At 76.2% G+C, this 11,671-nt stretch carries 12 protein-coding genes; 5 read left to right on the plus strand and 7 right to left on the minus strand.

What is annotated here, in order from left to right; translation table 11 throughout:
• Positions 1-94 precede the first annotated feature (94 nt).
• The 3 genes from OO57_RS36030 to OO57_RS36040 all read right to left on the minus strand — a co-directional run bounded on the left by OO57_RS36030 (position 95) and on the right by OO57_RS36040 (position 3,613).
• Positions 95-1,369, minus strand: coding sequence for an acyl-CoA thioesterase/bile acid-CoA:amino acid N-acyltransferase family protein (locus OO57_RS36030; RefSeq protein ID WP_033257023.1), 1,275 nt, complete (start codon positions 1,367-1,369; stop codon positions 95-97).
• A 331-nt stretch (positions 1,370-1,700) separates the two neighbouring features.
• Positions 1,701-2,639 (minus strand): aminoglycoside phosphotransferase family protein, encoded by a 939-nt coding sequence (locus tag OO57_RS36035; protein ID WP_033257024.1) that lies wholly within the window; start codon positions 2,637-2,639, stop codon positions 1,701-1,703.
• A 122-nt stretch (positions 2,640-2,761) separates the two neighbouring features.
• A complete protein-coding gene (locus OO57_RS36040; protein ID WP_033257025.1) occupies positions 2,762-3,613 on the minus strand; it encodes a VOC family protein in 852 nt (283 codons plus the stop codon).
• Positions 3,614-3,886: 273 nt separating this feature from the next.
• Here OO57_RS36040 and OO57_RS44410 point away from each other — a divergent pair, with 273 nt between their 5' ends.
• Positions 3,887-4,294, plus strand: a complete 408-nt coding sequence (locus OO57_RS44410; protein ID WP_267885008.1) for an STAS domain-containing protein — start codon at positions 3,887-3,889, stop codon at positions 4,292-4,294.
• Between the two features lie 12 nt (positions 4,295-4,306).
• Here the strand turns inward: OO57_RS44410 and OO57_RS36050 are convergent, their stop codons facing one another.
• Complete coding sequence (locus tag OO57_RS36050; protein WP_033257026.1) at positions 4,307-6,067, minus strand: sigma-70 family RNA polymerase sigma factor; 1,761 nt, start codon at positions 6,065-6,067, stop codon at positions 4,307-4,309.
• Positions 6,068-6,210: 143 nt separating this feature from the next.
• Entirely contained in the window at positions 6,211-7,464 is a 1,254-nt protein-coding gene (locus OO57_RS36055; RefSeq protein WP_033257027.1) for an SLC13 family permease, read from the minus strand.
• A gap of 231 nt (positions 7,465-7,695) precedes the next feature.
• Here OO57_RS36055 and OO57_RS36060 point away from each other — a divergent pair, with 231 nt between their 5' ends.
• The gene (locus OO57_RS36060; RefSeq protein ID WP_234337678.1) at positions 7,696-7,992 is read left to right on the plus strand and encodes a hypothetical protein; all 297 of its coding nucleotides are present in this window, start codon (positions 7,696-7,698) and stop codon (positions 7,990-7,992) included.
• Positions 7,993-8,045: 53 nt separating this feature from the next.
• Positions 8,046-8,720: a class I SAM-dependent methyltransferase gene (locus OO57_RS36065; RefSeq protein ID WP_033257028.1), complete on the plus strand. Its 675-nt coding sequence runs from the start codon at positions 8,046-8,048 to the stop codon at positions 8,718-8,720.
• Between the two features lie 154 nt (positions 8,721-8,874).
• Here OO57_RS36065 and OO57_RS36070 read toward each other — a convergent pair whose 3' ends face one another.
• Both OO57_RS36070 and OO57_RS36075 read right to left on the minus strand, forming a co-directional pair.
• Positions 8,875-9,165 (minus strand): helix-turn-helix domain-containing protein, encoded by a 291-nt coding sequence (locus tag OO57_RS36070; protein WP_051778694.1) that lies wholly within the window; start codon positions 9,163-9,165, stop codon positions 8,875-8,877.
• Positions 9,166-9,211: 46 nt separating this feature from the next.
• Positions 9,212-9,718 carry a nuclear transport factor 2 family protein gene (locus tag OO57_RS36075; protein WP_051778695.1) on the minus strand — a complete coding sequence of 169 codons (507 nt, stop codon included), beginning with the start codon at positions 9,716-9,718 and terminating at the stop codon, positions 9,212-9,214.
• A gap of 140 nt (positions 9,719-9,858) precedes the next feature.
• On the opposite strand from OO57_RS36075, the gene OO57_RS36080 reads away from it, so the two are divergent.
• Positions 9,859-10,464 carry a TetR/AcrR family transcriptional regulator gene (locus OO57_RS36080; protein ID WP_033257029.1) on the plus strand — a complete coding sequence of 202 codons (606 nt, stop codon included), beginning with the start codon at positions 9,859-9,861 and terminating at the stop codon, positions 10,462-10,464.
• Between the two features lie 623 nt (positions 10,465-11,087).
• Entirely contained in the window at positions 11,088-11,411 is a 324-nt protein-coding gene (locus tag OO57_RS36085; RefSeq protein WP_033257030.1) for a nucleoside triphosphate pyrophosphohydrolase, read from the plus strand.
• Positions 11,412-11,671: the final 260 nt, after the last annotated feature.

An 11,671-nucleotide genomic window follows, 5' to 3' on the forward strand; every position in this document is an offset into this window, starting at 1 on the left:
CGGACCTCAGCCATCTCCCCAGGTGTCACACGTCCTCAACGACACACCACCGCCAACAGACACGCCCAATCAAAATCAACCTGACCAAGCCCTACTAGGAGCCGGGGCCGTCGAGCGAGGCGAGGAGCGCCAGGACCTCGGGCCAGCCCGCCGCCTGGGCGGCGGCGTTGCCCGCGCGGGTGCCGCCGAGGTAGCTCTGCCGACCGGTCACCGGGTGGGTGGGCCGGGTGCCCGCGGCGAGGTAGGGGTAGGTGCCGACCCCGTGCCCGGCGTCCGGGAAGACCAGGGCCCGGTGCGGGTACGGGTCGTGGTCGGCGTCGAGCTCCTGGACGATCTGCCGGGCCGACCGGGGCGAGGGCCACAGCAGGTCGTCGGCGCCCGCGACGGCCAGCACGGGCCCGCTGACCCGGTCGAGCGGGACGGGGCCCTGGGCGACGGCCTTGCCGTCCTTGGTCCAGGCGGTGGTGCCGGGGTTCGGGAAGCCTCCGTTGACCTGGGCCGAGGGCGAGTACACGATCGCGCCGTGGACGAGCTCGGGGTAGTCGTCGGCCAGCAGCAGGGCGGCCTCGCTGCCGCGCGAGTAGCCCAGCGCCAGGACGTGGGCGGGGTCGGTCCCCGCCTGCCCGGCCAGCAGTTCGGCCGCGCGGGCGAAGTACTCCAGCGGGATGTCCTCCAGCCGGTCGGGGAGACCGGGGAGGCGGAAGTAGCCCAGCGCCAGGGCCGGGTAGCCGTGCGAGGCGAGCAGCGAGGCGGTGGACGTCCCGCCGTTGCCCCCTTCCGAGCCGCCGAGGACCAGGACGGCCGGACGGCGCGGGGTGCCGGGGGCCGGGAGGAACAGCTCCCCGGCGATCCCGTCGGCGGCCGGGGTGAGCTTCCTGCTCGTCACGCCGTCCCCGAACCACGTGCGGGTCAGCGTCCGGGACGCGGACGGGCGCCCGGGCGCGGCGGCGGTCAGCGTGACCCCGTAGCCGTGCTGCGGTGAGGCCGCCGGGAAGAAGGACGCCTGCTCGGGATCACCGTCCTGGGGGGCCATCGACCAGAACAGGCCCATGCCGTCCGCTCCCTGGTAGGTGCCGGAGCGGGGGACGGCCGTGTCCAGCAGCACCCGGCCGTCGGCGTCCGCGCGGAAGACGGCCTGCCCGCTCCACTGCCGCCCCTGCAGGTCCGTGGCCCGGGAGCCGACCGTGACCTCCGCGCCCGGCGGCAGGCCGGTGATCCGCACGTGCACCGCCCGGTCCGCCAGCGCCGTCGGCGCGTCCACCTCGATCACGGCGGGGGTGCCCGGGCCGTTCGAGCAGCCCGCCGACCCCGCGCCGACGAGGGCGAGCGCCGCCAGGACGCCCGCCCGGCCCCGCAGCCGTTCTCCCATGTCCCCACCCCAATGACCGCTGGTTTCTGCAACTTTCAGAAACATGATTCAATACCTCCTCCGCCGGGCCGGGCAAGATCCGGAGCGGGACGGGGCCCGGGGCGGGCGCCGTGCCGACCGAACCCTTCGGGGTGACCCGGTTCGAAGGGGGCGCATCGTGCCCGTGGCAGAACACCGGGCGTCCTGGCGGTCGGAGGGCGAAAACACCGCCACCGCCACCGTCGCCTCCAACAAGGCCGGGACCGGCCCCGCCCTCCTCGTCGAGGCCGACCGGCGCCCCCGGCGCGACCGGTGGCCGCCCCGCCCGTGCCCGCCCGCCGCGTCGGTGGGGTCAGCCGCGGCGGTGGTCGGCCAGGACCTCGGCGAGGGTGCGGCGGGCGGCGCGGACGCGGGCGGGGTCGGCGCCCGTGGTGCCCGGGGCGGCGTCGAGGCCCTCGGCGAGGACGAGCAGCGACTTCCAGGTGAGCCAGCCGCGGGCCCGGGCCCAGGTGTCCTCGTCCAGGTCGACGGCGCGGCGGAACGCGGCGCGGCTCTCGCCGCTGAACAGGCCCCAGGCGACGACCAGGTCGCAGGCCGGGTCGCCGACGCCGCAGGTGCCGAAGTCGATGACGGCGGCGAGTTCGCCGCCGGAGACCAGCAGGTTGCCCTCGGCGACGTCCCCGTGGAACCACACCGGGGGGCCGCTCCACCGGGACCGCAGGGCCTCGTCCCAGACGGCGGCCGCGTGCGCGGTGTCGACGCGCCCGGCCAGGGCGGCCAGGCAGCGCCGGGTCTGCTCGTCGTAGTGGGCGGGCGGCGCGCCGCGGTGGAAGCTGTGCGCGCCCGCGGCGGGGGCGCCGGTGGTGTCGCAGCGCCGCAGGGCGCGGAGGAACCCGGCCAGCGACTCCGCGAACCGGGGGAGGTCGGCGATCCGCTCCGGGGCCGCCGTCGCGCCCTCGATCCAGCCCCGCACCGACCACGGGTGCGGGTACCCCTCACCGGGCTCGCCCCGCCCCAGCACCCGCGGGACGGGCACCGGCAGGGCGGGCGCCAGGCGCGGCAGCCAGTCGTCCTCCTTGGCCACCGCCGGGACGTACGCGGCGTGGGTGGGCAGCCGCACCGTCATCCGCTCGCCGAGCCGGTACGTCCGGTTGTCCCACCCGTCCACCGGCACGGGCACGACCGGCAGGTCGGCCCACTGCGGGAACTGGGCCCGCAGCAGGCGGCGCACCAGCGCGGCGTCGATCCCGGCCCGGCCGTCCTGCGGCGCGCGTTCCCCGTCCGTTCCCATGACCGGGCATCCTCCCGCCGGCCCGCCCGGGTCGCAACGCGTTTACCGGCCGCGGGCCCGGGCCGCGGTGGGCTCGGGCGCGGTGGGGGCTCAGGTTGCGGCGGGCCCGGGCGCGGCGGGGCTCAGGTTGCGGCGGGCCCGGGCGCGGCGGGTGTCATCAGGACGAAGTCCGCGCCGGACGGGTCCACGCAGACCGACATCCGGCCGATCCCCGGGGCGTCCTCCGGCCCCATGGCCACGGCGCCGCCGCCGTCGCGGACGGCGGCGGTGGCCGCGTCGCAGTCGGCGACGGCGAAGACCGGGTGCCAGGCGGGGACGCCGCGGGAGAGCGCCAGTTCGGCGGTGCCGACCTCCAGGACGCCGCCGTGCATGCGCTCGGGCGGCTGCCCGGCGGGGGTGACGATCGTGTAGGTGCGGCCGCCCGGCATCGGGGTGTCCTCGCGCTGCCAGCCGAACACCGTCTCGTAGAACGCCAGCGCGCCCGCCGCGTCCGTGGTGTAGAGCTCCGTCCAGCACAGCCCGCCCGGGTCGTCGACCGCGGCCAGCCCGCCGCCGGACCGCCCCGGCGTCCAGACCGCGAACTGCCCGCCCTGCGGGTCGGTGAACTGGGCCATCGACGCCCACCCGGCCACGTCCCGCGGCCCGACCCGGACGCTGCCGCCCGCGCGCAGCACGGACGCGGCGGTCTCGTGGACGTCGGGGGTGAAGAAGTACGGCATCCAGGCCGAGCGGGCGCCCCGTTCGGTCAGCAGGCCGATCCCGCCCGCGGTCCGGCCGCCGCGGACGGCGAGCAGGAAGCCGTCCGAGCGGTGCGAGCTGCCTGAAGCCTTCGCGCCGTCCGGGTCGCCCGAGCCCTCCGGGGGCTCGAACTCCCACCCCAGCACCGGGCCGTAGAACGCGGCCGCGGCGGACACGTCGGGTGCGCCCAGGTCCAGCCAGCACGGTGAGCCGGGCACGAAATCGGTGGTGATCACGGCGTTCTCCCTTCGCCAGGCACCCTCGGGCCGCCCTCCCTCCCCAGCCTGTCACCGGTCCGAGCGGTACCGCCAACCGGAGGAAATCCTGTGCAGATCGTCGGGTCGGGCAGCGAATTCCACCGTCGAACGGACCACGACCATGACATTTCGCGGAAATTACTCCGCGCAGCCGCTAAATCGTCACCTGGAACAGGGTTGCCGCCGGAGGAAACGGGCAGGGGCCGCATACCCCCAGCGATCCCAGAGAAAGGCAACAGAGTGGCACTGAGCGTGAGCTACGGGGAGCGATACGGCTGGACAGTGGTCCAGGTGGCCGGGGAGGTGGACATCAGTGGAGTCGCTGCCCTCCGCGAGCGCCTCCAACGACTGGTCACCGACGGCTGCCTGCGGATGGTGGTCGACATCAGCCGCGTCGACTTCTGCGACTCCACGGGCTTCGCCGTCCTGGTCGCCACCCGCCGCATGCTGTCCTCCCGCAACGGGCAACTGCGGCTGGTCCTGCCCGGACCCGACGTCCACACCCGCAAGATCCTCCAGCTCTTCGGGATCGAGCGGATCTTCGACGTCCACGACTCCGTGGACGAGGCCCTCGCCGACCTGCGCGAGGCCGTCCTGACCGGGGACGCCACCGAGGCCGTCCCCCGCCCCCGCGAAGGGACCCGCGCCACCACCGACTGACGGGCTCCGGAGTCAGCGCGGCGTGCCGAAGTCCTGCGTCCACCAGGGCCCACCAGCGCCCAGGTGGACGCCCACCCCCAGCTCGGTGAACTTGCAGTTCAGGATGTTCGCCCGGTGGCCGGAGCTGTTCATCCAACTGTCCATCACCGCCACCGCGTCCTTCTGGCCGCGCGCGATGTTCTCACCCCACCCGCTCCAGGCGTACCCGACGGCGTCGATCCGCTGCTGCGGACCGGCGCCGTCCGGGTTGGTGTGGTCGAAGAAGTTCCGCGCCGCCATGTCCTCGGAGTGCCGCAGCGCCGCCGTCGCCAGCTTCGCGTTCGCCGCCAGCGGCCCGCAACCCGCCTTCGCCCGCTCCGAGTCGACCAGCTCCAGCACCTGTTGCGCCAAGTCCGCGGAACGCTTCTCGGCCGAGGTCGAGGTGGAGGTCGAGGTCGGGGCCGAGGACGGCGCGGCGGACGGGGTGGTCGGCGGGGCCGGGGCGGTCGACGGGGCGGGCGAGGGCGGTGCCGGGGCGGGCGGAGCGCCCGCCGCCCGGGCGCTCGGCGAAGCAGGGGACGCGGGGGACGGCGAAGGGGGCGCGGACGGGGCGGAGCCCGCCGCCGGGTCGACCAGCGCCGCCGCGGACGCCGGACCCTGCTCGGCCGCACCCGCCGCGGGCGGCGCGTCCGACCCGCCGACCACCGTCAGCAGCCCGGCCACCACCGCCACCGCGGCCACCACCCCGCCGCCCACCAGCACCCGGCCCGGCCCGCGCCGCGGCGCCCGCCGGTGCCCGCGCCGCGCCGCCCCCGCCCGGTGCGAACCGCCCCGCCCGGCCCCCCGCCGGTGCGCGGCCCGCCCCGGCGCGGTCGGCGCGGTCGGCGCGGCCGGTGTCGCCGCGGAGGCCCCGGACCCGTACTCGTACCCGGCGCCGAGGTCGAGGTCGAGGTCGGACCCGTACCCGGAGCCGAGGTCGGACCCGGGCCCGGCCCCGTACCCGTACCCGGCCGGGTGCCCGGCCCAGAACGGGGCGCCGTCCGGCAGCGGCACCATCGCCAGCCCCGCCAGCAGCCCCTCCGCGGGCACCAGGCCGCGGCGCTGCTCCCCGCAGACGGCGCACTCCCGGGCGTGCCGCCCGATCCGCTTGCGCCACAGCGCGCCCGGCACGCCGTTCCAGCCGGCCGTCAGCTCCGCCAGCCACGGGCAGCCCGGCACCGCGGCCAGCGCCCGGACGACCACCCGGGCCGCCTGCAACTGGCCCTTCATCCGCTGCACCCGCACCGCCGCGTGCTGCGGCGACACCTCCAGCGCCGCCGCCAGCTCGGCCCGGGAGAGTTCGCCCGCCGCCTCCAGCCACCACAGCGCCAGCAGTTCGCGGTCGGTGCCGTCCAGCCAGCGGGTCGCCTCCGCGACCTCGCGGCGCTGCTCGGACAGGCCCAGCCGGACGATGGTCAGGCCCACGAAGTCCGCCGCCGGGTCGGCCACCGCCGCCGGGTCCGGCACCGCGTCCAGCGCGCCCGCGTCCGCGTCCCGGAAGCGGCGCCGGACCTGGTTCAGCGCGATCGCCACCAGCCAGCTGCGGAAACCCGCCGGGTCGCGCAGGGCGCCCAGGCCGTCCACGGCCCGCAGCATCGTCTCCTGCACCACGTCGTCGGTGTCCGGGTGCCCCGACAGCGCCCGGCCCACGACGTTGTAGACCAGCGGCAGGTGCCCGCCGAACAGCTCCGCCACCGCCTGCCGGTCACCGCGCTGCGCCCGCCCGACCAGCGCCGTCGCCCGCTCACTGTCCACAGCCCGGCCCGTCCTCGTGTTCTCGCGTCCTGCCCTCACACCCTCGGAGATCCACCGGAGAGCGGCGGATAACGCAAAAGCGGGAAGGACTCCTCGGCAGACGCGAAGCATAGTGAGCCGCCGGGAGCGACGGCCGCGTCCGGTCAGAACAGGCGCAGCGAGACCCACAGCGCCAGCACCGACGCGGCCAGCACCGCCGGAACGGTCAGCACCCCCACCGCGGTGAAGGTCCGCACCCCGCCGTCGTCCACCGCCCGCTCCCGGGTGATCCGGCGCCACAGCAGCGTCGCCAGCGAACCCGCGTACGTCAGGTTCGGCCCGATGTTCACGCCCAGCAGCACCGCCAGCACCGGACCGGGCCCGGACGGCGCCGCCAGCGGCACCAGCAGCAGCGTCGCCGGAAGGTTGTTCACCAGGTTGGCCAGCACCGCCGCCAGCCCCGCCAGCGCGAACAGCACCGCCAGCCCGTCGCCGGACGGCACCAGCGCCGCCAACTGCCCGGCCAACCCGTTGTCCACCACCGCCTTCACCACCACGCCCAGCGCCAGCACGAACGCCAGGAACGGCACCGCCGCCGACGACAGGATCCGCCGCGGCGTGCTGCGCCCGCCCGCCAGCGCCCGCACCGCCAGCACCAGCGCGCCCGCCGCCGCGGCCCACGCCGGGGAGACGCCCACCGCCGAGGCCACCGCGAAACCCGCCAGCGTCCCGGCCACCGTGAACAGCGCGAACCGCGGCAGCCGCACCCCCTCCGAGGGCACCGGCCGCTCGGCCGCGACCGCCAGCTCGCCCGCGAAGAAACGCCGCAGCAGCAGGTACTCCACCCCCACCGCGGCCAGCCAGGGCAGCGCCATCAACGCCGTGAACCGGCCGAACCCCAGACCGCTGGCCGCGAACGCCAGCAGGTTCGTCAGGTTGGACACCGGCAGCAGCAGCGACGCGGTGTTCGCCAGGTGCCCGCACGCGTACACGTGCGGCCGCGGCCGCACCCCCAGCGTCCCGGCCGTGGCCAGCACCACCGGCGTCAGCAGCACCACCGTCGCGTCCAGGCTCAGCACCGCCGTCACCACCGCCGCCACCCCGAACACCTGCCCCAGCAGCCGCACCGGCCGTCCGCCCGACGCCCCCGCCATCCAGCGGCCGCACGCCTCGAACAGGCCCTCGTCGTCGCACAGCTGCGCCAGCACCAGCACCGCCGCCAGGAACCCCACCACCGGCGCCAGCCGACCCACCTCGGCCCAGGCCGCGGACGGCGACACCGCCCCCACCGCCACCAGCAGCCCCGCCGCGGGCACCGCCACCACCGCCTCCGGCCACCCGAACGGCCGCCGCACCGCGCACCCGAGCACCGCCGCCAGCAGCACCAGCGACAGCACCTCCGCGGACACCCCACTCACCGGACCCGCACCTCCCACCACACCGAACACGCCGGACGAGCGCCGACCACCCGGACGACCGCCGCCCGCGCAAACGCCCCATCCAAGCAGCCCGCCCGCACCGGCCACCCACCGGGCCCCCCGAGCACCCCTCCTGACCGCCGCCTTTGCGCGGACGGCGACCCGCGGCGAGGCTGGGACGCACGCACCCGGCCCACCCGTCCGGCCGGGGCGGGAACACCTGGAGGGGACATGACCACGCGATCCGGCCGAGGAGCACGACTGCGCGGAGCGGCGGCGAACGGGTTCTCGATCGGCTCGACGGGATCCGTCCTGTCCATCGGCTCGGTCGGCTCGTTCCTGTCGATCGGGTCGGTCGGCTCGGCGTTCTCGGTCGGGTCGGTCGGCTCGGCGCTGTCCGTCCTGTCGATCGCCTCCTGGCGCAGCGCCGCCGCGGTGCTCTCCGCCGACTCCGCGCTCGCCCTGCTCTCCTACCGCTCCGTCCGGGCCGTCCGCGCCGCCCACCGGCGCCGCGGCGGGGGCTGCTGACCTCCGGCCGGTCCCACGGCCCGGCTGTCGGCGGCGGGTGGGAACGTGTGCGGATGAACGAGCCGCCCACCCCCGCCGACCCGCTCGCCGCCATCGCCGCGTACTGGAACGACGCCGCCCCCGCCTTCGACCGCGAACCCGACCACGGCCTGCTCGACGCCACCACCCGGCGGGCCTGGCAGCGGCGCCTGGCCGACTGGCTGCCCGGCGAGCGGCTCGACGTCCTGGACGTCGGCTGCGGCACCGGCTCGCTCGCCCTGCTCCTCGCCGAGGCCGGGCACCGGGTGACCGGCCTCGACCTCGCCCCCGCGATGGTCGACCGGGCCCGGCGGAAGTTCGCCGCCGCCGGGCTGGAGGGCCGCTTCCTGGTCGGCGACGCGGGCCGCCCCCCGACCGGCACCGACCGCTACGACGCGGTCCTCTCCCGCCACCTGGTCTGGACGCTCCCCGACCCGCCCGCCGCCCTCCGCGAGTGGACCGCCCGCCTGCGCCCCGGCGGCCGCCTCCTGCTGGTCGAGGGCCGCTGGCGCGAAGCCGACGCCCCCGTCGAGCCCTACGCCCCCGGCACCGGCACCCTCCCCTGGTCCGGCGGCGTCCCCGCCCGCACCCTCACCGCCGCCCTCCGCCCCCTGGTCCGCGACCTGCACGTCCACCCGCTCGAATCCGACCCCGCCCTCTGGGGCGGCCCGGTCCACGACGAGCGCTACGCGGTGCTGGCCCACTGCTAGGTGCGGTGCGGTGCGGTGCGGTGCGGTGCGCTGCGGGGCGGGGCCAGGCACGGGCGACGGGTGCGCGGGGCGGCGTACTGCTGCTCGGCTGCTCCTCGGCTGTTGCTCGGCGACGTCGGCGAGCGGGCGGGCGGGCGAGTCCCGCACCCCTCCGTCACTCCTCCGCGGCGGAGAGCACCGGAGGGGTGCGCGGGAACGGGTCCTCGCCGAGCCAGACCCCGGCGGCGGCGTCGAGCGGGAGGCCGAGGGCGGCGCAGAGGCCGACGACGGTGCCGAAGCCGGGACTGGGCAGGCGGCCCATCTCGATCTTGCGGAGGGTCTCGGGGGAGATCCCGGCACTGTGGGCGACGGTGGCGGGGTCGCGGCCGGCCCGGGTCTCGCGGAACAGCGCGCCCAGGCGGCGGCCGGCCTCGATCTGCTCGGGGGTCAGGGGGACTCGCACCATGCGGACACGCTACTGAACCGCCCCGGCGCTTGCCCAAGCCCCCTGCTCAGTGCAGCGGCAGCTCCTCCGCCGGGCCGCCGGGCTCCCCGGTGGGCTCCCCGCCGGGCGCGTCGGCGGGTTCGTCGGCGGGACGGGGGCCGTGGATGCGGCGCTGCGCGGCGTCGATGCGGACGTCGTCGATGCTGGCCTCGCGCCGCCGCATCAGGCCGTGCGCGTCGAACTCCCACAGCTCGTTGCCGTAGCTGCGCCACCACTGGCCGTCCGCGTCGTGCCACTCGTACTGGAAGCGGACGGCGATCCGGTCGTCCCCGAAGGCCCAGAGCTCCTTGCGCAGGGCGTACTCGTGCTCGCGCTGCCACTTGGCGGCGAGGAAGGCGGTGACCTCGGCGCGGCCGGTGAGGAAGGTGTCGCGGTTGCGCCAGCGGGTGTCGGGCGTGTACGCGAGGGCGACGCGCTCGGGGTCGCGGGTGTTCCAGGCGTCCTCGGCGGCCCGGACCTTGGCCAGGGCGGTGGCGCGGGTGAACGGGGGGCGGGGCGGGCGGTCCTCGGACATGGCGGCCTCCAGGCGTTCGACAGCTGGAGAACGGACGTTCTCCAGCGCGGCGGGGTCTACACTAGGGAACGACCGTTCTCCACGTCAAGGGCCGCCGTCGCCACCGCCACCGCGGCCCGCAACCGGAACCGGAGCCGCCGATGCCCGCCCCGCTCACCGAGCAGCAGACCCGCCAGGACGGCGAGGCCCTGCTCGACGCCGCCGAAGCGCTGTTCTACGAGAAGGGCATCCGCGCCGTCGGCATGGACGAGGTCCGCGCCGCCTCCGGCCTGCCGCTCAAACGGATCTACCGCCTGCACCCGGCCAAGGACGACCTGGTGGTGGCCGTCCTCCGCCGCCGCGACCTGCGCTGGCGGGCCGACCTGGCCGCCGCGGTCGAAGCGGCGGGCGCGGGCGCGGGCTCGGCCTCGGATCCGGACGTGGACGGGCCGCGGGCCCGGCTGCTGGCCGCGTTCGACTGGCTGGGCCGCTGGTTCGCCGAACCCGGCTACCGCGGCTGCGCCTGGATCAACGCCTTCGGCGAACTCGGCCCCGCCTCCCCGCCCGTCCTCGCCGAGGTCCGCGCCCACAAGGAGGCCTTCCACGCCCAACTCGCCGACTGGTCACGCGCCGCGGGCCTCCCCGACCCCTCCGCCGTCCAACTCCTCGCCGAGGGCGCCATCGTCACCGCCGCGATCACCGCCGACCCCGCCCCGGCCCGCCACGCCCGCGCCGCGGTGGAGGCCCTGCTCGACGCCACCCGCTGAACGGACTCCTCGTCGACGGGTGACCGCTGCGGCGACCAGGGCCACCGCGTGTTCGAGCTGCGCGGCAGTGGCGGCTCTACCGGGCCCGGGCCCGGGCCCGAGCCCGAGCGTGGCGCGGGCGTCGGTGTCGGCTGAGCCCGATGGCGAGCAGGACGTGGCAGGGGTCGGGGCGCCCGTTGGCCCTGGCACCGGGAATCGTTCGGAGCACCTGGCCTTCCGCATGGTCGCGCAAGCGCCGGGCGCGAGCTGCGGAGCCGGTATCAGCGATGCGGTCGACGGGTCGGAGCGTGCCGATCCGCATCCCCGTGCCGCCCGTTCGTTCGTACGATGCGAGCACTCCGGTGGGGTCGGGCACCCGAACGGCACTTCGGACGCGGTTCGTCAGTTCTTCCACGACCGGCACCCGGGGGCTCGGGACGTCTGCCGCGGCGTCGGAGCGTTCCCGGGGCATCAGCATCGAGTCCCCCTCGGGCAGTGTGCCATGAGCGGGGGTGAGGATCCCTCGGCTTCGGCGCCGATGCGCGAGCCGGGGCCGACGGGGGCGCGGGTCGCCGGTCCGTGGCCTGTGGGTACCGTGCGGACGGGTGTCCGTCGTGTGCGGGCCGACGTGATCAGGAGAGGCGATGTCCCAGGTGCAGCGGGGAAAGCTCGTTCGTGACCGGATCCCCGAGATCATTCGGGAGGCCGGGAGGGAGCCGGAGGTCTACGTCGCGGACGATGCGGAGTACGTGGCCCGGCTCGGGGCGAAGCTCCACGAGGAGGCGGACGAGGTGCAGGCGGCCTCCCGGGACGAAGTGCTGGAGGAACTGGCGGATCTCCTGGAGGTGGTGCGGGCCCTGGCAGTGGTGCACGGGGCGGACTTCTCCCGGGTGGAGGAGATCCGGCGGAAGAAGGCCGAGGAGCGTGGCGGTTTCGCCGGGCGCATCGTATGGACGGGCAACCGCTGACGGCGGTTGCCGCCCCGGGCCGGTCGAGGGCGGCGTCCGCCTCGCACGCAAGGGCATCGGTTCGAGCGAACGCCCCGGACGCCGCAGGTGGTCATCGAGCGCACCACATGGCTGACCGGCTACCGCCGACTCAACCACCGCTACGAACGGCACCTCCTCAACTAGATGAATGATGCGAAGGGTTAGTGGTCGTAGGCGGTCAGGGAGCGCATGACGTGCTGGCCGGTGTGGTGGTTGTGCCAGATCGCGGTGGTCAGGGC

Source organism: Kitasatospora phosalacinea, from assembly GCF_000717185.1.
GTDB classification, from domain to species: Bacteria; Actinomycetota; Actinomycetes; order Streptomycetales; family Streptomycetaceae; genus Kitasatospora; species Kitasatospora phosalacinea_A.

Coding starts and splice junctions, on each gene's coding strand:
- OO57_RS36060 (WP_234337678.1), top strand. CDS start 7,696: ATGACCACGCGATCCGGCCGAGGAGCACGACTGCGCGGAGCGGCGGCG.
- OO57_RS36075 (WP_051778695.1), bottom strand. CDS start 9,718: ATGTCCGAGGACCGCCCGCCCCGCCCCCCGTTCACCCGCGCCACCGCC.
- OO57_RS36035 (WP_033257024.1), bottom strand. CDS start 2,639: ATGGGAACGGACGGGGAACGCGCGCCGCAGGACGGCCGGGCCGGGATC.
- OO57_RS36085 (WP_033257030.1), top strand. CDS start 11,088: ATGTCCCAGGTGCAGCGGGGAAAGCTCGTTCGTGACCGGATCCCCGAG.
- OO57_RS36070 (WP_051778694.1), bottom strand. CDS start 9,165: ATGGTGCGAGTCCCCCTGACCCCCGAGCAGATCGAGGCCGGCCGCCGC.
- OO57_RS36065 (WP_033257028.1), top strand. CDS start 8,046: ATGAACGAGCCGCCCACCCCCGCCGACCCGCTCGCCGCCATCGCCGCG.
- OO57_RS36030 (WP_033257023.1), bottom strand. CDS start 1,369: ATGGGAGAACGGCTGCGGGGCCGGGCGGGCGTCCTGGCGGCGCTCGCC.
- OO57_RS36080 (WP_033257029.1), top strand. CDS start 9,859: ATGCCCGCCCCGCTCACCGAGCAGCAGACCCGCCAGGACGGCGAGGCC.